The organism is Amaricoccus sp. B4 (assembly GCF_043226085.1).
Classification (GTDB): Bacteria; Pseudomonadota; Alphaproteobacteria; order Rhodobacterales; family Rhodobacteraceae; genus Amaricoccus.
In genome coordinates, this window is the sequence record NZ_CP171225.1 from 2,179,502 (window position 1) to 2,198,606 (window position 19,105).

Genomic DNA, 19,105 nt, shown 5'->3' on the forward strand with positions numbered 1-19,105 from the left:
GCCCCGGCACCGGGCCTTTAACATGGCCCGGTACCGGAATTTCACCCGATCGACGCCACATCTGGCGCGTTCCTCCGCCAAATGGCTTGTGCCCGGGCCGCGCATTGGCAAAGCTCCGTCACGGATCGCGAAAACGTGAGGGCAAGATGGCGGAACCGGAGCAGGAGACGGCGCAAGCCTCGATCGGAGACTACGGGCTTATTGCGGATGGGCGCTCCTGCGCGCTCGTTTCGCGGACGGGTTCGATCGACTGGCTCTGCTGGCCCCGCCTCGACAGCCCCGCCTGCTTCGCGCGCCTGCTCGGGACCGAGGACAACGGCCACTGGCTGCTCGCCCCCAAGGGCGAAAGCACTTCGCGCCGTGCCTACGAATCCTGCACGATGATCCTCGAGACCGTCCACGAAACGCCGGAGGGCTCGGTCCGGGTGACCGATTTCATGGCGATGCCCCAGGGCGCGCCGATGGTGGTGCGCCGGGTCGAGGGGCTTTCCGGGCGCGTCGAGATGACCTGCGTCCTCTGCATCCGCGCCGATTACGGCCGCACCGTGCCTTGGGTCCAGCAGATCGGTCCGGGCGAGTGGCACGCGATCGCCGGTCCCGATCTCTTCATCTTCAAGACCGATGTCGAGATGCATGGCGAGGATCTGCGCACCGTCGGCGATTTCGAGATCGCCGCGGGCGAGGTGCGGGAATTCGTGCTCTGCCACGGCCGCTCCTTCGGCGCCGAGCCGCAGCCGGTGGAGGCGGAGGATGCGATCACCGCGACCCGCGCCTACTGGGATGCCTTCACCGACCGCATCAGGCTGCCGCGCAAGATGCGCCCCGATTGGCGCGATGCGGTGCTCCGCTCGCTGCTGACGCTGAAGGCGCTCACTTTCATTCCCTCGGGCGGCATCGCCGCGGCGGCGACCACCTCGCTGCCGGAGGAATTCGGCGGCGTGCGCAACTGGGATTACCGCTTCTGCTGGCTGCGCGACAGCGCCTTCACCCTCCAGGCCTTCCTCGAGACAGGCCTCCGGCGCGAGGCCCAGGCCTGGCGCGACTGGCTGATCCGCGCGGTGGCGGGCTCGCCGGACCAGCTGCAGATCATGTATGGCCTCGCGGGCGAGCGGGTGTTGACCGAATGGGAGGTCGACTGGCTGCCGGGCTTTGCCAACTCGCGGCCCGTGCGGGTGGGCAACGCTGCGGCAAACCAGTTCCAGCTCGACGTCTACGGCGAGGTCGCGGATGTGCTGGCGCTCGCCACCCGCCGCGGCCTCCCGCCCCACAGCCGGCAGGGGGATTACCGCAAGGTGGTGATGGATTTCCTCTCGCATGCCTGGCACAAGCCCGACGAGGGCATCTGGGAAGTGCGCGGCGACCCGCAGCATTTCGTCTATTCCAAGGTCATGGCCTGGGTCGGCTTCGACCATGCCGCGAAGGCTGCGGGCAATGACGGCGATCTCGCGGAACAGGCCCGCCTCCGGGCGCTGGCCGAAGAGGTCCATGCGGAGGTCTGCGAATGCGGCTTCAATGCGGGGCTCGGCACCTTCACGCAGTATTACGGCTCGAACACGGTCGACGCGAGCCTGCTCATGCTGCCGCTGGTGGGCTTCCTGCCACCGAAGGACCCCCGCATGATCGGCACCGTCGCTGCGATCGAGGAGCGGCTGCTCGTGAACGGATTCCTGCTGCGCTACAAGACGGACGGCCATGACGGGCTCGAGGGCCACGAGGGCGCGTTCCTGCTCTGCTCGTTCTGGCTCGTCGAGGTCTACGCGCTGCAGGACCGGCTCGACGAGGCCGAGGCGCTGTTCGCACGGCTCCTCGCCATCGCGAACGATCTCGGCCTCCTCTCCGAGGAAGTCGATCCGAAGACCGGCAGGATGCTCGGGAACTACCCCCAGGCCTTCAGTCATGTGGGGCTCGTGATGGCCGCGCTCATCCTCACCCGCCGCCGCGACAACGACCGCACCCCGCCCCACGAATAGCGGGCCCGCCCGGCGCAACCCCGCGTTCGCCGGGCGCGAACGGCTTTGCCCTTTGAGCGGCGGGCCGGGCGGACTACCTTCGGGTCAGGCTACAAGGAGAGCGCCATGAGCTGGAATCCTGCCCTCGACCCCGGCTGCCCCGACGATATCGGCACGGATGCGATCGAAACCCTCATCATCCCGCGCGCCCGCGACCTCGGCGGCTTCGAGGTGCGCCGCGCCCTGCCGGCGCCGAAACGCCAGATGGTCGGTCCCTTCATCTTCTTCGACCAGGCCGGCCCCGCCGAGTTCCTGACCGGCCAGGGCATCGATGTCCGGCCGCACCCGCATATCGGGCTCGGCACCGTCACCTATCTCTATCGCGGCGATTTCCATCACCGCGACAGCATCGGCTCCGACCAGGTCATCACGCCCGGCGCGCTCAACTGGATGGTGGCGGGCAAGGGCGTCACCCATTCCGAACGCACCTCGGAGGCGGCACGCAAGGGCCCCAGCAGCCTCTTCGGCATCCAGACCTGGATCGCGCTGCCCGAAGACCGCGAGGACATCGCGCCGAGCTTCGAGCACCATGGCAAGGAGGCGCTGCCGGAAATCTCGGACGGCGGCATCACCGCACGGCTGATCCTGGGCGAGGCCTATGGCGAGAGCGCGCCGGCGACGATGTATTCCGAGACCTTCTACCTCGATGTCGTGCTCGCCCCCGGTGCGCGTTTCCCGCTACCCGAGAACCACGAGGATCGCGGCCTCTACATCACCGAGGGCTCGGTCACCGTGGCGGGCCAGGTCTTCGAGGCGGGCCGGATGATGGTCTTCCGCCCCGGCGACCGGATTACCGTCGCCGCCGGCGAGGCGGGCGCGCGTCTGATGGCGCTCGGCGGCGCGACGATGGCGGGGCCGCGCTACATCTGGTGGAACTTCGTCGCCTCCAGCCGCGACCGCATCGAGACGGCGAAGGAGGAATGGCGGGCGGCAAACTGGGGCAAGGGCCTCTTCGACCTGCCGGTGGACGACAAGGCGGAGTTCATCCCCCTGCCCGGCTGAGCCGTCCTGCGCAAGGCACGAAACCGGGCGCCGCGCGGCGCCCGGTGATGTTTGCAGGGCGGAGGAGACGAGCCCCCGCCCGTGCGCCTCAGCTCGCGGTTTCGAGGTCCCGGGCCCTCTGGCGCAGCATGAATTTCTGCACCTTGCCGGTCGAGGTCTTCGGCAGATCCCCGAAGATGATCGTCTTCGGCGCCTTGAATCGCGCCATGTTCTGCTGGCAGAAGCCGATCAGGTCCTTCTCCGTCGCCGCCGATCCCTCGCGCAGCCGCACGAAGGCACAAGGCGTCTCGCCCCATTTCTCGTCGGGGCGCGCGACCACCGCGGCTTCCATCACCTCGGGATGCTTGTAGAGCACGTCCTCGACCTCGATCGAGGAGATGTTCTCGCCACCGGAGATGATGATGTCCTTCGAGCGATCCTTGATCTCGATGTAGCCGTCGGGATGCATGACACCGAGATCACCCGAGGCGAACCAGCCGCCCTGGAAGGATTCGTCGGTGGCCGAGGGGTTCTTCAGATAGCCCTTCATCACGTTGTTGCCGCGCATGAAGATCTCGCCGATCGTCTCGCCGTCGGAGGGCACCGGCTCGAGGCTGCCCGGACGGGCGATCATCAGGCCGCCCGACGCGATGCTCTGGACACCCTGGCGTGCCTTGAGCCGCGCCCGCTCGTCCCCGGAGAGGCCGTCCCACTTCTCCTGCCAGGCGCAGGACACCGAAGGCCCGTAGGTCTCGGTGAGCCCGTAGACATGGGTCACGTCGAAGCCCAGCGCCTCCATCTTGGCGATGACGGCCGCGGGGGGCGGGGCACCGCCGGTCATCACCTTGATCCCGGCATGCAGGCCGCTCTTCAACTCGTCGGGCGCATGGACGAGCATGGCGAGCACGACGCTCGCGCCGCAGAAATGGCTTACCTTCTCGGCACGGATGAGGTCGAAGATCGCGTCCGCCCGCACCGCACGCAGGCAGACCGCAACACCCGCCGTCGCCGCAATCGTCCAGGGGAAACACCAGCCGTTGCAATGAAACATCGGCAGCGTCCAGAGATAGGTCGGATGCTGCGGCATGCCCCAGGTGACGATGTTCGAGAGCGCGTTCAGATAGGCGCCCCGGTGATGATAGACAACTCCCTTGGGGTTGCCGGTGGTGCCGGAGGTGTAGTTGAGGCTGACCGCCTCCCACTCGTTGGCAGGGAGCTCCCAGGCGTAGTCCTCACGGCCGCTCGCGAGCAGTTCGTCATAGGTGAGCGAGCCGACCCTGTGACCGCCGTCATAGGAGGCGTCCTCGATGTCCACCACGATGCAGCCGCGCAGCCCGGCGATATGGATCGCGCGCTCGGCCACTTCCGAAAACTCGGGATCGACGAGGACGACCTTCGCCTCGGCATGGGTGAGGATGAAGGCAATCGCCTCGGCGTCGAGCCGGGTGTTGATGGTGTTGAGCACCGCACCCGTCATCGGCACGCCGAAATGCGCCTCGAACATCTCCGGAATGTTGGAGGCGATGATGGACACCGTGTCGCCCTTGCCGATCCCGCGTGCCTCGAGCGCGCTCGCAAACCGGCGGCACCGCGCCCAGGTCTCGGCCCAGGTCCGCCGCACCGTGCCGTGGACCACCGCGAGACGGTCGGGGTAGATCGCCGCGGTGCGCTCGATGAAGCTGACCGGCGTCAGCGGCAGGAAGTTTGCCGGATTGGGCTCAAGCCCGATCTCGTAGATGTTGTGGGTCATGTCTGCGGTGTCTCCTCCAGCAATCTGCCTGCCTTTCGCGCAATACCGGGCGCGGCAGGATCCATTCTCTTCCGGCGCGCCGGGGCCGTTATCCCGCCCGTGCAGGCCGGATCCGCGCGGAGGCCTCAGGCCGCCGCGCCAGTCTCATGAAGGCGGCATGCTCGAGCCCGAGCAGCGCCTCCTCCGTCACCTCCCCGGCCGCTTCGCCGCCCGTCAGCACCCAGGCGATCTCGCGCGCCGCGGCACGCTCCGCCGCACCGAGCTGCGCGGCGAATGGCGCGATCAGCGCCTCGCGGGCCGCCGCACCGCCCGGCGCGATGGCGAGCGTCCGACGGGCCGGGCGCGCTGCCACACCCGCAGCCGCCATCGCCACCGCCGCCTCCAGAACGTCGCCCCGGTGCATCACGATCTCCGTGGCCTCCGGAAGCAGCCCGGCCGCGAGCGCCTCGCGGGCCGAGCCCAGCGGCCGCGAGCGCAACAGCAGCTCGAAGGCACGCGCGGTGCCCTGCGCCGGGTCGCGCGCCAGCGCCGAGGCCAGAAGCCGCACCGTACCGCCCCAGCCCGGCATGAGACCGGCCGCGGCCTGCGTGAGCCCGAGCGCCGCCTCGGCATGGGCGGCCGCGCCATGGCAGTGGAGCGCCAGCTCGCAACCGCCGCCGAGGGCGGTGCCGGAAATCGCGGCGATGACCGGCTGATCGAGCCCGCGCAAGGCGCCGAAAAGCCTCTGGCCGCGCAGGAGCCGCGCCTCGAGCACGTCCCACGCCCCGGCCTCGATCAGTCCCGCGAGCGCGCCGCGATCGGCCCCCGCCGCAAAGCTGCGCGGATTGCCGTTGCCGATCACCAGCGCGTCATAGGCCCGGCCCGCGACCGCAAGTGCGGCTTCGAGCGTGTCGAGCACATCCTCGTCGAGCACGTTCGCCTTCGTCGAAATCTCGAAACAGGCAATGCGATCGCCCAGCGCCCAGAGCCGCGCCGCGTCATTGCCGAGCAGCCTGTCGTCCGCCGCGCGGGCCCGGGCAAGCCGGTCCTTCGGTGCCCCGGCGCGCGCACCGCCCTGAAGCCGCGCCGCGCGCGCCTCCGGCCACGCCGCCGCAAGGCGCGCGGACCCGGCCGCATCGCCGGGCAGAAACGCCCTGCGCACCACCGCCTCGGGCAGGTCCGCCAGGATGCGGAACGGCCCGCGCCGCCAGCCATAGCCCAGCTCCATCGCCGCATCGACGGCATCCGGCCCGCGCGCGATCGAGGACGTGTGCTCCACCGCATAGTCGAGGATGGAGCCGAGCACGGCGCGGGCATAGGCGCCGAAGGCCGAGCCGTCGGCCAGCAGCGCGGCAAGATCGCGCCCCTCGCCCGGCAACCGGATCGACGCCTCCTGCGGGCGATAGTCGCCGGTCTGGAAGTCGATAACCTCGCGCGTGCCGTCCGCGCCCCTGCGGTAGAAGCCCGCGCGGGACTTGCGGCCGAACCGGCCCGCCGCGATCATGCCCTGAACCGCCGCCGAAGCCGGCAGATCGAAGCGGTTGATCGTGTCCTCGTCCGGCAGCGCGCGCATGAGCGACCCCCAGATATGCGGGATCACGTCGATGCCGATGAGATCGAGCAGCCCGAAGACGCCGGTCCGCGGCACACCGAAAGCCGTCTGGACCGCATCGGCCTCCTCGGCACCGAGCCCGAGCCGCAGCGCCTCGATCACCGAGACCGACATCCAGGTGCAGCCGATCCGGTTGGCGATGAAACCCGGCGTGTCCCGGCAGTCGATCACCGTCTTGCCGAGCACGCGGCGCCCGGCCGCCGCAAGCCCCGCCGCCGGGCTGCCAGGCTCGGCCACGAGCTCCAGAAGCTCCATGTGGCGCGGCGGATTGAAGAAATGCGTGATGGCGAAATGCGCCGCGAACCCCGCGCCAAACCCCTCCACGAGGGCGGCGCGCGGAAGGGTCGAGGTGTTCGAGGAGACAAGCGCGCCGGGTTTCCGCACCGCCTCGATGCGCGCATAGAGATCGCGCTTGATCGCGATATCCTCGATCACCGCCTCGATGATCCAGTCCGCCTGCGCCAGCCTGTCGAGATGATCCTCGACATTGCCGGTGCTCACGAGCGCCACCGGGCCCTCCCCCATGAAGCCGCCCGCGCGGAGCTGCGCCGCGATACCCGCCTCGGCGCGGGCATCGCGCCGGCCCTTGTCCGCCGGAATGTCGAGCAGATCCACCGGCACCCCGGCATTGGCGAACTGCGCCGCGATGCCCGCCCCCATGCTGCCCGCACCGATGACGGCGGCGCGGGAGAGGCCGCTCTGCGCGACGGCCCAGGCCTGCCGGAACGGCGTTGGTCGGGGGCCGGATGTGCTTGCGCCGCGCGGCGCCTCGGTCAGTGCATCGGTCACGGGGATCGTCCTCGCCGTCTCGGCGTCAGTTTCGGGTCAGGCGGCCTTTTCGCGGCGGGCGCGCGAGGTGGTCTTCACCACCGCCTCGCCCTCGACGACAACGCTGTTGCCGACGGAGCAGACCGTCTCGAGCACGGCCCGGCACCGATCCAGGACGAGCTCCTTCACCGTCACCACGGCATCCACCGTGTCGCCCGGCCGCACCGGCCCGACGAAACGCATCTGCTGCGAGACATAGATCGTGCCCGGTCCGGGCAGCCGGTTGGCAATCGCCGCCGAGATCGTGCTCGCGGTGAGGAAACCATGCGCGATCCGGCCGCCGAACGGCGTCGTCTTGGCGAAGTTCTCGTTGATGTGGATCGCGTTGTTGTCGCCCGAGGCGCCTGCGAAAAGGATGATGTCGGCCTCGGTGATCGTCTTCGAGAACCGGGCGCTCATGCCCACCTCGAGATCCTCGATGTCATAGCCGTTGAGCTCGTTCATGGTCTCTGTTCCTTGCTCGGGGGCGCATTTGCGGAGCCCGGTCGTCACATGTTGGGATAGTTCGGGCCGTCGCCACCCTGCGGCGTCGTCCAGGTGATGTTCCGGCTCGGGTCCTTGATGTCGCAGGTCTTGCAGTGGACGCAGTTCTGGAAGTTGATCTGGAACCGCATGCCGCCTTCCCCGTCCTCGACGAACTCGTAGACCCCGGCCGGGCAGTAGCGCGCCGAGGGCCCGGCGAACTCGGGCAGGTTCACCCGCAGCGGCACGTCCGGATCCGCGAGCCGCAGATGACAGGGCTGGCTCTCCTCGTGGTTCGTCATCGAGAAGGACACGTTGGTCAGCCGGTCGAAACTCGTCCGGCCGTCGGGCTTCGGATAGTCGATCGGCTTGTGCCGCGCCGCCGGTTCCGTCGCCTCCGCGTCCGACTTCCCGTGCTTCCAGGTGCCGAGAAGCGAGAAGCCGGCCGTGTTGGTCCACATGTCGAAGCCGCCGAGCAGCAGCGAGGCCTTGAGCCCGAGCTTCGACCAGACGGGCTTCACGTTGCGGACCTTCTTCAGGTCCCGCCCGATCGCGCCGCCGCGCACCGCCGCCTCGTAATCCGGCAGCTCGTCGCCCGAACGCCCTGCCGCGATCGCGGCCTGCGCCGCCTCGGCGGCAGCGATGCCCGAGAGCATGGCGTTGTGATTGCCCTTGATGCGCGGCACGTTGACCATGCCGACCGAGCAGCCGAGCAGCGCCCCCCCGGGGAAGGTCATCTTCGGCATCGCCTGCCAGCCGCCCTCGGTGATGGCCCGCGCGCCGTAGGCGACCCGCTTGCCGCCCTCGAGCAGCTCCCTCACCAGCGGATGCTCCTTGAGCCGCTGGAACTCGCCATAGGGATAGAGATAGGGATTGGCGTAGTTGAGATGGACGACGAAGCCGAGGAAGAGCTGGTTGTTCTCGGCATGATAGATGAAGCCGCCACCGCCCGCGTTCTTGCCGAGCGGCCAGCCCATCGTGTGGGTGACCGTGCCCTCGCGGTGCTTCGCGGGATCGATCTCCCAGATCTCCTTCATGCCGATGCCGTATTTCTGCGGCCCGCTCTCCGTATCGAGGCCGAAGCGCGCGATCAGCTGCTTGGCGAGCGAGCCGCGGGCTCCCTCGGCGATCAGCACGTATTTGCCGCGCAGTTCCATGCCGGGCTCGTAGGTGTCGGAGGGCGTGCCGTCGGCGGACCTGCCGAATTCGCCGGCGACAACGCCCTCCACTTCCCCGCCAGGCCCGAAAACGAGTTCGGAACAGGCCATGCCGGGGAAGATCTCGACGCCGAGGGCCTCCGCACGCTCCGCGAGCCAGCGGCAGACATTGCCCATCGAGACGATGTAGTTGCCATGGTTCGACAGGAGCGGCGGCATGGGCCAGTGCGGCAGCCGCCACTGCCCCGCCGCACCGAGCAGATAGAATTCGTCCCGGCGCACCTCGGTGGTGACCGGCGCGCCGCTGTCACGCCAGTCGGGGAGCAGGAGATCGAGCCCGCAGGGGTCGAGCACCGCGCCCGAAAGAATATGCGCGCCGACCTCGGACCCCTTCTCGAGGACGACGACCGAAAGGTCGCCGTCGAGTTGCTTCAGCCGGATCGCTGCCGAAAGACCGGCAGGACCGGCGCCGACGATGACAACGTCATAGTCCGCCGCCTCGCGCTCCGGTCCCCCCGGCATCACGCAGGCACCCCGAGATCCTCACGGCTGAGCGCGAGAACCGAGCGGGCACCCTGCATCGCCGAGGCGGCAAGGCCCTGAGCCTGCGGGAACACTTGCGTGCGGTAGAAATCCGCGAGCCGCAGGGCCGCGCCCAGATGGCTGCCGGTCTCTCCCGCCGCGAGCCGCCGGGCCGCCGCGGCCGCCGCATCGGCATGCGCCCAGGCCCCGAGGCAGACGCCGAAGAGCTCGAGGACGCTCGTGGCCGCCGCCTGCGTCGCCGCGCCGTCGTTGGCGCCCTGGGAGACAAGCCAGTCGGCCGCGCTCTCGACGATGCCGGTGGCCTCGGCCACCATGCCCCGCATCGCGCCCCAGTCGAGATCGCCGCCGAGATCCCCCTCGAGTGCCGCGAGCGAGCCGCGCATGTCCTCGGCCAGCTCGCCGAGCGCGGCGCCATTGTCGCGCTGGATCTTGCGGCCGACGAGGTCGAGCGCCTGGATCCCGGTCGTGCCTTCATAGATCGTGGTGATGCGGGCGTCGCGCAGATGCTGGGCCGCGCCCGTCTCCTCGATATAGCCCATGCCGCCGTGGACCTGCACGCCGAGCGAAGCGGCGAGAATGCTCATCTCGGTCGACCAGCCCTTGACCACCGGGATCAGCAGATCCACCCGGCGCTGATGGCGCGCCGCCACCTCCGGATCGGTGCTGCGCCCGGCGTGATCGAGGGCTGCCGCCGCCCGGTAGGCGAGGATGCGTGCGGCCTGGGTCCGGGCACGGATGAGCCCGAGCATGCGCCGCACGTCGGGGTGCTCGATGATCGCGGCCGACCCCTCGATGCCGGGCGCGGCGCCCTGCTTGCGCTCCGCGGCATAGGCCGCCGCGATCTGGCCGGCACGCTCGGCGATGCCGATGCCCTGCAGACCGACGCCGAGACGCGCCATGTTCATCATCGCGAACATGTAGCGCAGGCCCTGGTTCGGCTCGCCGACGAGATAGCCGACCGCGCCGCCTGTGTCGCCGAAGGAGAGCGTGCAGGTCGGGCTGGCGTGGATGCCGAGCTTGTGCTCGATCGAGACGCAGCGCACATCATTGCGCGCGCCGATCGTGCCGTCGGCATTGACGAGGAACTTCGGCACCACGAAGAGCGAGATCCCCTTCACGCCCGCCGGCGCATCGGGGAGGCGGGCGAGCACAAGGTGGATGATGTTCTCCGCCATGTCGTGCTCACCGTAGGTGATGAAGATCTTCTGCCCCGAGACGAGGTAGTGATCGCCCTCGGGCACCGCGCGCGAGCGGATCGCGGCGAGATCGGAGCCCGCCTGCGGCTCGGTGAGGTTCATCGTGCCGGTCCAGACGCCGGTCACGAGATTGGGCAGGTAGGTCTCCTTGAGCGCGTCCGTGGCATAGCCCTCGATCGCCTCGATCGCGCCCTGCGTCAGCATCGGGCAGAGCTGGAAGGCGGTGTTGGCGCCGTCGAACATCTCCTGGATGCAGGCGTTCACCGCCGCGGGCAGACCGAGCCCGCCGTGCTCGGGCGAGGCGGTCGGGCTGTTCCAGCCCATTTCCACCAGCGTCAGGTAGGCGTCGCGCCAGCCCTCGGGGGTGGTGACGGCGCCATCGACGAAGCCGAGGCCCTTCTCGTCACCGATCCGGTTGAGGGGGGCGAGCACTTCGCCGGCAAACTTGCCGGCCTCGCCGAGGATGGCGGCCACCATGTCGGGGGTCGCATCCTCGAGGCCCGGAAGCTTCGCGATCTCCTCGAGGCCGCAAAGATCCTCCAGGATGAACAGCATGTCGTTCAGGGGGGCAGCATAGGTCATGGACCGGTCTCCTGGGGAAATCAGATCTTGTCGGCGAGTGCGGGGACGGCGTCGAAGAGGTCAGCGACGAGGCCGTAGTCGGCGACCTGGAAGATCGGGGCCTCCTCGTCCTTGTTGATGGCGACGATGACCTTGCTGTCCTTCATGCCGGCGAGATGCTGGATCGCGCCGGAGATGCCGACGGCGATGTAGAGATCGGGGGCGACGACCTTGCCGGTCTGCCCGACCTGCCAGTCGTTGGGGGCGTAGCCCGAGTCGACCGCCGCGCGCGAGGCGCCCACCGCCGCGCCGAGCTTGTCGGCCAGACCCTCGATGAGGGCGAAATTCGCCTCCGAACCGACACCCCGGCCGCCCGAGACGATCACCTTCGCCGACGCCAGCTCCGGACGGTCGCTCGCCTGCACCCGGTCCTCGACCCAGGACGAGACCCCGGGATCCGCCGCCGCCGTGCCCGTCTCCACCGGGCAGGCCGCCTGCGACCCCACGCCCTCGAAGCTCGCGCCCCGCACCGTCAGGACCTTCACGCTGTCCGAGCTCTCGACCGTCTGCAATGCGTTGCCGGCATAGATCGGACGCTCGAAGGTCGCGGCATCCACCACCCCGGTGATGTCCGAGATCACCATCACGTCGAGCAGCGCCGCAACCCGCGGGGCCACGTTCTTGCCCGTCGTCGTCGCCGGAAAGACGATGTGGCTGTAACCCGAGGCCAGGCTCATCACCAGATCGGTCAGCGGCTCGGCCAGACGGTGCGCATACTGCGCGCCCTCGATGTGGAGCACCTTCGAGGCGCCCTCGAGCTCCGCCGCCGCGGCCGCAACCGCGCCGCAGTTCTCGCCCGCAACCAGAACCGTGATCTCGCCGCCGATCGCCTTCGCCGCCGTCATCGCCTTCGACGTCGCGTCGTTCAGCGTGGCATTGTCGTGTTTCGCGTAGACCAGAACCGCCATCAGATCGCCCCCGTCTCCTTGAGCTTCGCCACCAGCTCGTCAACCGAGCCCACCATCACGCCGGCCTTGCGCACCGGCGGCTCCGCGGTCTTCACCACCTTCAGCCGCGGCGTGACATCGACGCCGTAATCCCCGGGCGTCTTCTCCTCGAGCGGCTTCTTCTTCGCCTTCATGATGTTCGGCAGCGACGCGTAGCGCGGCTCGTTGAGGCGGAGGTCCGCCGTCACGATCGCCGGAAGCTTCACCTCCAGGACCTGAAGCCCGCCGTCCACCTCGCGCGTGACCTTCGCCACATCGCCCGAGATCTCGAGCTCGGAGGCAAACGTCGCCTGACCCCAGCCGAGGAGCGCCGCCAGCATCTGGCCCGTCGCGTTCATGTCGTTGTCGATCGCCTGCTTGCCCGCAATCACCAGGCCGGGCGCCTCCGCATCGACCACCGCCTTCAGGATCTTCGCAACCGCCAGGGGCTCGATGTCCGTCTGCACGTCCTCCGACGCCGTCACAAGGATCGCACGGTCCGCGCCCATCGCCAGCGCCGTCCTCAGCGTCTCCTGCGCCTGCTTCACGCCGATCGATACCGCGACAACCTCGCTCGCCGCACCCTTCTCCTTCAGACGGATCGCCTCTTCCACCGCAATCTCGTCGAACGGGTTCATCGACATCTTCACGTTCGAAAGATCAACGCCGCTCCCGTCCGCCTTCACGCGAACCTTAACGTTGTAGTCAATCACCCGCTTCACAGGCACGAGGACCTTCATGACGGCAGGTCTCCTTCCATTCTCTCCTCGAACGGGCCCGCCAGGGGCCTCGCACGGGGTCGGCGGCCGGCGCAGCCCGGCCAGGGATATCCGAAGGACCGCTCCGGCGGCGGCGCTCTCAGAGCGGCCGGCGCAAGGGTGGCAAGATGTCCGATGCTGGCATCACGGGCGTCCTCCGGGGTTCGTCTTTTTGGGCGCAGGGCAGCTCCGGGGGCCCAGTGGGCCGCGTCCGCACGATCTGGGGATGTCCGTGCGGACGCGACCGGCCCCGGGCCCGGGCCACCACAACGTTTCGTTGCGTGAGCCCTGATTGCCCCGCAAAGGTTGCGCGAGATTTGCCAGACTTTAACGAATTGTATTCGTCGCAACGGGCACGTTTCCCGGCGCCCGAAACCGCGCTAGCCTCGCAGGCGAGACAGCAAGCGGAGCGCAAGAGGCATGCCCAGACCTTCCCGGACCGATACGGTGGACGACCCCGCCAGCCGGCGGGACGACACCCTCCTGCGGATCATCACCGACAAGCTGCCGATCGGCATCGCCTATGTCGATCCGGACCGGTTCTACAGCTTCGCCAACCAGCGCTTTGCCGCCGCCTACGGCCTCACCCCCGAAAGCATTGTCGGCAAGCACGCCGACGAATTCATCTGGCAGGACACGCTGGAGCTTGGCAATCCGTTCTTCGAGGCCGCCTACAGCGGCAAGGCGGTGGATTTCATCCACCCCGGGCGCCATGCCGACGGGCGCCAGCTCACCATCCGCACCTTCCTGCGCCCCGACATCTCCGAGGACGGCCGGGTCGCGGGCTTCTATGTCTGCTCCTTCAACGTGACGCGCGAGAAGGAGGCCGAGACCGCGCTGCTCCAGGCGCAGAAGATGGACGCGGTCGGCCAGCTCGCGAGCGGCATTGCGCATGATTTCAACAACCTGCTCGCGGTGATCTACGGCAATCTCGTGCCGCTGCGCGATCTGGTCGGCGAGGCCGCCATTCGGGAGGAATATCTCGAACCCTCGATCCATGCGGTCGAGCAGGGCGCGCGGCTGACCGGCCAGCTCCTCGCCATCGCGCGCCGCCAGCCGCTGCGCCCCGAAGCGATCGATGTCGAGGCCTGCGTGACCGACATGCTCCGCCTGCTCCGGCGCACGCTGCGCCCCGACATCAGCGTCGGCATGGAATGCCGCGGCGTGCCGCCGCTGGCCCATCTCGACCGCGGCCAGTTCGAGACCGCGCTGCTCAACCTCTGCCTCAACGCCCGCGACGCCATGCCGCAGGGCGGCCGGATCGGCATCGAGATCGACTACCCCTCGCCGCGCGGCGGCGCCGATTTCGTCGGCGTGACCATCTCCGACACCGGCGAGGGCATCGGCGAGGAGACCCTCGGCCAGATCTTCGAACCCTTCTTCACCACCAAGGGCGCGGGCCAGGGCACCGGCCTCGGGCTCAGCATGGTCTGGGGCTTCATCCGCCAGTCCGCCGGCACGATCGCCGTCGACAGCAGCCCCGGCAAGGGCAGCCGCTTCATGCTCGACCTGCCCATCCTCGCCGCCGACGCCGCGTCACGGCAGCTCTCCGCCGCAGCGGCGGGCGATGCGACCCAGCCGGGCCAGGGCCTTGTCCTGCTGGTCGATGACAATCACGAGCTCCGCCGCACCATCCGCCGCCAGCTCGCCGGCGCCGGCTATTCGGTGATTGAGGCCGAGAGCGGCGAGGAGGCCCTGCCGCTCGTCGGCGCGCTCGACAATCTCCGCGCGCTCGTCTCCGATGTGGTGATGCCCGGCATGTCGGGCTTCAGCCTCGCCCGCGAGGCCGTCCGGCTCCGCCCGGAGCTCCGCGTCATCCTGATGACGGGATTTGCGGAAGTCGACGACGCCGATGCCGAAACCGACAGGGCCGCCTTCCCCCTCCTCAACAAGCCGTTCCTCCCGGACAAGCTGATTTGCGCCATCGAGGATTCCGCAGCATGATATACGCCATGAGTCGGGGCTCCGGCGCCAGAGTGGCCGGAAGAAAAACAAAAGACTCACCCGGGGGGAGAAAAGCCAGGACATGCAGACACGACAGCCGCTGGTGTTCATTCTCGAGGATGACCACGACCTCGCCACGATACTCGTCCGGACCTTCCGCGAACACGGGTTCGACGTCGAATCCTTCGGGCTCATCCGCAACTTCGAGCGCCGCCTGAGTCAGGTCCGCCCGGCGCTCTGCTTCATCGACATGCGCCTGCCCGACGGACCCGGCCTCGATCTGGCGACGCGCCGGCTCCACAGCGAGAACATCCCCGTCATCATCATCAGCGGCGTCTGGACCGAGGTGACCGACCGCGTGCTCGGCCTCGAGATGGGCGCCGACGACTACCTGGTGAAACCCTTCAGCCCGCGCGAGGCGGTGGCCCGCGCGCGTGCCGTGCTGCGCCGCGCCGAAGGCACCGCCGAGCGCGGCGCCGAGATCGCCCGCTTTTCCGGCTGGACCGTCGATTTCCGCAGCCACCGGCTGACCGCGCCCGATGGCGAGGAGATCGAGCTGAGCGGCAGCGAGGTGCGCCTCCTGCGCGCCCTCGTCTCCCTGCCCCAGCGCGTGCTCTCGCGCGAGACGCTGATGGATGGCGACGGCATGTCGGCCACCATCACCTTCGACCGCAGCATCGACGTGCGCATCTCCCGGCTCCGCAACAAGCTCCGCGAGGATCCGCGCAACCCGAGAATCATCAAGACGATCTACGGCGCGGGCTACATGTTCGCCCCGAAGGTCGAATGGCTCGCCGCCACCGAGACCTGAACCTCCGGCGCGAGGCGGCCGGAGCCGGCGCCGCGGCACCACGCGGAAACCCGAATTTTCCGGAGCGGGAATTTTCTGGAGAGGAAGGAGCGGGCGCCGCTGGCGCCCCTTGCCGGGCTCACCGCCGCGGCGATCCGGGGCCTGGTAGGAGCCCCGTCGTGCATCGCACCTGAATTCCGCTGCAGGGGAATTGGTGCGGCTGAGAAGACTCGAACTTCCACGGGAGTTACCCCACAGCGACCTCAACGCTGCGCGTCTACCAGTTCCGCCACAGCCGCACTGCGGGCGCTTCTAGCAAAGGCTTTTGCCCCCCACAAGGCCGGAAACGCAGGAAAATGGCGCAAAGTGAAATTCCTTTGCGCCACCCTTTTTCCGCTCAGTTCGACGAGGCTCCGCCCATCGGCATGAGGAAAGCCTTGGCCTCGCCGGGGTTGGCCGAGGCGTCCTTCAGCACCGGCTGGGCGGGCATACCGGATTCGCCCGCGACCGCGGCGCGCAGCAGTTCGGTCCGGCCGGTGCCGCTCGCCGGAACGAGCGGGCTCGCCCCCGAATCAAGCGCGTCGATCGCGATCCCGTACCACTGGTCCGCCCGGTCGGGCCGCTTGGGCGTCGAGAAGCCGTTCATCAGGTGATGGCCCAGCAGCTCGGCATAGGCCTCCTCGCCGAGACCGACGAGAATCATCGACGAGGCCAGCGCGAGCTCGGCATTGTCGGAGCTGTAGCCGATCCCGAGACAGATCCGCGCATTGCCGCTCAGCTGCGTCGGCGAGACGCCGGTCGAGACCACGAAATTCTGCAGCGCCGCCCCGGCCTCGGCCGGAGACTGGGTGACGAGCCGGGCCTGGTATTCCGTCATCGTCGGCGCGAAGGCCTCGCACTGCTCCTGGATCTCGGCCATCGAAAAACCCTGCACCGCGGCGGCGAGGCTCTCGCCCTGCTCCATCGCATAGGTCCGCGCGAGGCAGAACTGCTCGCCCAGCGCCTGCTGCGGATCGGTCATCGCGGCGGCGGTGACATAGCCGCCATTGGTGCCGGTCGTCATGCTGACGCGGTTGCAGAAGCTTCCCATCGAGCTGCCGGAGCCGCGGAGGAAGTTCGGCATCGCCCCGCCGGGCTTCGGCGCCTCGACCTCGGGCTCGGGTGCTGCGGCAACCGCGAGAGCGGCGGCCGCCACCGGCAGCGCCGCGGCCGGCGCGGGCGCGACCGGCGCCGGTGCGGCGGCCTCCATCACCGGGGCCGCCGGAGCGACCGGCGCCATCGGGGCCGCCTGCTGCGCGGGCATCGGCGCGGGCTGGGCCTGCGGCGCGCTGGCCTGCATGCCGCCGCCATACTGATCGTCGCGGCAGTCGAGCAGGAAGCCGCGCGGCCCCATCTGGCGCGTGGCGATGCGCTGCCCGACATAGGCCCCGCCCACCATCGCACGCTGGTAGCAGGAGACGAGCAGGATGCGCTCGGGCTCCGAAAGCAGCCCCGTCGCGCCATAGGAGACGTTGTAGGGCGCGTAGTTCGAGACCATGAACGACTGATACCCCCGGATCGCCGCCCGCGAATTCGCGCCCAGAACCCCGTCAGGCGTGCCGGCCGGGAAGCCGAAATAGTTGAGCGCGGTCTGCACCTCGCGGTTCTGCTCGCGCTGATAGCTGCTCACCGTCGAGCGCGGCGCCGTGCGCTTCTGGACATAGACGCGCTTCTGCTGTTGCTGCTGCGAGTGGTTCACGATCGCCGACCCCAGCGCGCCGCCGATCAGGCCGCCGACAAAGGCGCTCCCGTCGGCCGAGGCCCCGCTCGGAAGTGCGGCGATGGAAACCGAGAGGGAAAGCACGGCGGCAACGGACGATTTCTTAAGCATGGCCCAATCGTCTCCCATGAATTCGTGTTAATGACTGTCGTTCCAACGGCTAGCATATTATCACGATCCCGTCAGTTTCCGAGGACTTAATCCATGAACCGGGCCCTTACGGACGCCGCGCCAGAAAAGACAAATGCTCTGCAGTCTCCCGAATGGCAGGTGTCGGAGGCACTTGTGCCCTATCCGGACGCGCTTGCCGCGATGGAGGCCCGCGTGGCGGAGATCCTCGCCGGCCGCGCGCCGGAGCTTGTCTGGCTGCTCGAACACCCGCCGCTCTACACCGCCGGCACCTCGGCCGATCCCGCCGACCTGCTCGAGCCCGGCCGATTCCCGGTCTACCCGGCCCAGCGCGGCGGCGAATACACCTATCACGGGCCGGGCCAGCGGGTCGCCTATGCCATGCTCGATCTCAACACCCGCGGCCGCGACATCCGCGCCTATGTCCGCAATCTGGAGGAATGGGTGATTCGCACCCTCGCCGAGTTCAACGTCACCGGCGAGCGACGCGAGGGCCGCGTCGGCGTCTGGGTCCGCCGCCCCGACAAGCCGCCGCTTCCCGACGGCCGCGAGGCCGAGGACAAGATCGCCGCCATCGGCGTCCGGATCCGGCGCTGGATCACCTTCCACGGCATCGCCATCAACGTCGAGCCGGATCTCTCGCATTTCGGCGGCATCGTGCCCTGCGGCATCCGCGGCTATGGCGTCACCAGCCTCGTCGATCTCGGCCTGCCGGTGACGATGGCCGATCTCGACGTCGCCCTCATGAAGAACTTCGACGCGGTCTTCGGCCGGAGCTGACCCCAGGGGCCGGACAGCAAGGGACCGGCCGCGCCAGGCTGGCGGGCCGGTCCCCGATCGTCGTCTTCGTTTCCCGGTCGGCCCGGCCCTAGCCGTGTCGCGGCTGCGGCGGGATCACCGCCTTGGTCGGGCCGGTCTCGTGCTTTGCGTGCTCACGCTCGAGGCGTGCAGCGCGCTCGGCCGCCACCGGGCGGTCCTTCTCGGCATTCCAGGCCGGGTCCTCTTCCTTGATCCAGCGGCTCACGAAGCGCGCCGCCGGCCAGCTCAGCAGGAACCCGATCACGACGGCGCCGACGATCGGCGCCCAGCCCACGAACCCGAGGCTCAGCACCAGAATCAGCAACCCGCCCACGAGGACCGCGTTGGTCATGATGACGATCACATGTCTCAGTCGGAACATCTGCACCTCCTTCGGACTTCGGATCATGCAAGGGAAACGCGCGAGCGGCCCACACGTTCCAAGGGGTGAGCGCCAAAGCCGCCGCAAACCCGCGGACCGAAGGTGGACAAGGCCCGCCACACCGCGTCAGGATCGGCCCGCCCGAACGCAAGGAGACCCCCCATGGCGCCCCGCAGCGACGACGCTTCGCCCCCCGCCCGCATGGCGCGGATCACCGGCCGGGTGCAGGGCGTGGGCTTCCGCGCCTGGACCCGGGAGGAAGCCCTGCGCCGCGGCCTCGACGGCTGGGTCCGCAACGAGCCCGACGGCGCGGTCCGCACCCTGATTTCCGGCCCCGACCCGGCGCTTGCGGACATGCTCGCGGCCCTCCACCGCGGCCCCGCTTTCGCGCGCGTGACCCAGGTCGAGACCACCCCCGCCGACCCGCCGGAGCGTCCGGGATTTCACATCCTCCGCTGACCCGCGGCAGGAGGCGCCGGGC

At 69.1% G+C, this 19,105-nt stretch carries 15 protein-coding genes and 1 tRNA gene; 6 read left to right on the forward strand and 10 right to left on the reverse strand.

Annotated features, from left to right (window positions below; translation table 11 throughout):
- The first annotated feature begins 146 nt into the window (after positions 1–146).
- Positions 147–1,970 carry a glycoside hydrolase family 15 protein gene (locus ACF66B_RS10475; protein ID WP_111431918.1) on the forward strand — a complete coding sequence of 608 codons (1,824 nt, stop codon included), beginning with the start codon at positions 147–149 and terminating at the stop codon, positions 1,968–1,970.
- A 105-nt stretch (positions 1,971–2,075) separates the two neighbouring features.
- On the forward strand, positions 2,076–3,011 hold the full coding sequence (locus ACF66B_RS10480) for a pirin family protein (protein ID WP_111431919.1): 936 nt from the start codon (positions 2,076–2,078) through the stop codon (positions 3,009–3,011).
- Positions 3,012–3,099: 88 nt separating this feature from the next.
- Here ACF66B_RS10480 and ACF66B_RS10485 read toward each other — a convergent pair whose 3' ends face one another.
- The 7 genes from ACF66B_RS10485 to ACF66B_RS10515 all read right to left on the reverse strand — a co-directional run bounded on the left by ACF66B_RS10485 (position 3,100) and on the right by ACF66B_RS10515 (position 12,804).
- Entirely contained in the window at positions 3,100–4,740 is a 1,641-nt protein-coding gene (locus ACF66B_RS10485; RefSeq protein WP_111431920.1) for an acyl-CoA synthetase, read from the reverse strand.
- A gap of 88 nt (positions 4,741–4,828) precedes the next feature.
- Positions 4,829–7,120 carry a 3-hydroxyacyl-CoA dehydrogenase/enoyl-CoA hydratase family protein gene (locus tag ACF66B_RS10490; RefSeq protein ID WP_111431921.1) on the reverse strand — a complete coding sequence of 764 codons (2,292 nt, stop codon included), beginning with the start codon at positions 7,118–7,120 and terminating at the stop codon, positions 4,829–4,831.
- A gap of 36 nt (positions 7,121–7,156) precedes the next feature.
- On the reverse strand, positions 7,157–7,603 hold the full coding sequence (locus tag ACF66B_RS10495; protein WP_111431922.1) for a MaoC family dehydratase: 447 nt from the start codon (positions 7,601–7,603) through the stop codon (positions 7,157–7,159).
- 44 nt (positions 7,604–7,647) lie between these two features.
- Positions 7,648–9,300 (reverse strand): electron transfer flavoprotein-ubiquinone oxidoreductase, encoded by a 1,653-nt coding sequence (locus tag ACF66B_RS10500; RefSeq protein WP_111431923.1) that lies wholly within the window; start codon positions 9,298–9,300, stop codon positions 7,648–7,650.
- Entirely contained in the window at positions 9,300–11,099 is a 1,800-nt protein-coding gene (locus ACF66B_RS10505; protein ID WP_111431924.1) for an acyl-CoA dehydrogenase, read from the reverse strand. Before ACF66B_RS10505 ends, ACF66B_RS10500 begins: the two co-directional genes overlap by 1 nt.
- A gap of 20 nt (positions 11,100–11,119) precedes the next feature.
- Positions 11,120–12,046 carry an electron transfer flavoprotein subunit alpha/FixB family protein gene (locus ACF66B_RS10510; RefSeq protein ID WP_392662541.1) on the reverse strand — a complete coding sequence of 309 codons (927 nt, stop codon included), beginning with the start codon at positions 12,044–12,046 and terminating at the stop codon, positions 11,120–11,122.
- Positions 12,046–12,804 (reverse strand): electron transfer flavoprotein subunit beta/FixA family protein, encoded by a 759-nt coding sequence (locus ACF66B_RS10515; RefSeq protein WP_111432147.1) that lies wholly within the window; start codon positions 12,802–12,804, stop codon positions 12,046–12,048. The genes ACF66B_RS10510 and ACF66B_RS10515 overlap by 1 nt, the downstream gene beginning before the upstream one ends.
- Before the next feature lie 438 nt (positions 12,805–13,242).
- Here ACF66B_RS10515 and ACF66B_RS10520 point away from each other — a divergent pair, with 438 nt between their 5' ends.
- Positions 13,243–14,766, forward strand: coding sequence for a PAS domain-containing sensor histidine kinase (locus ACF66B_RS10520; protein WP_111431198.1), 1,524 nt, complete (start codon positions 13,243–13,245; stop codon positions 14,764–14,766).
- Positions 14,767–14,848: 82 nt separating this feature from the next.
- Positions 14,849–15,577, forward strand: coding sequence for a response regulator transcription factor (locus tag ACF66B_RS10525; protein ID WP_111431197.1), 729 nt, complete (start codon positions 14,849–14,851; stop codon positions 15,575–15,577).
- Between the two features lie 191 nt (positions 15,578–15,768).
- Here ACF66B_RS10525 and ACF66B_RS10530 read toward each other — a convergent pair.
- Positions 15,769–15,855, reverse strand: a tRNA-Leu gene (locus ACF66B_RS10530).
- Between the two features lie 98 nt (positions 15,856–15,953).
- Positions 15,954–17,426 (reverse strand): peptidoglycan-binding protein, encoded by a 1,473-nt coding sequence (locus ACF66B_RS10535; protein WP_162683377.1) that lies wholly within the window; start codon positions 17,424–17,426, stop codon positions 15,954–15,956.
- A gap of 93 nt (positions 17,427–17,519) precedes the next feature.
- Here ACF66B_RS10535 and lipB point away from each other — a divergent pair, with 93 nt between their 5' ends.
- Complete coding sequence (lipB, locus tag ACF66B_RS10540) at positions 17,520–18,224, forward strand: lipoyl(octanoyl) transferase LipB (RefSeq protein ID WP_111431195.1); 705 nt, start codon at positions 17,520–17,522, stop codon at positions 18,222–18,224.
- An 88-nt stretch (positions 18,225–18,312) separates the two neighbouring features.
- On the opposite strand, the gene ACF66B_RS10545 is transcribed toward lipB, so the two are convergent.
- Complete coding sequence (locus tag ACF66B_RS10545; RefSeq protein ID WP_162683376.1) at positions 18,313–18,624, reverse strand: hypothetical protein; 312 nt, start codon at positions 18,622–18,624, stop codon at positions 18,313–18,315.
- 162 nt (positions 18,625–18,786) lie between these two features.
- Between ACF66B_RS10545 and ACF66B_RS10550 the strand changes: the two genes are divergently transcribed.
- Positions 18,787–19,083, forward strand: coding sequence for an acylphosphatase (locus tag ACF66B_RS10550; protein WP_392662548.1), 297 nt, complete (start codon positions 18,787–18,789; stop codon positions 19,081–19,083).
- Positions 19,084–19,105 lie beyond the last annotated feature (22 nt).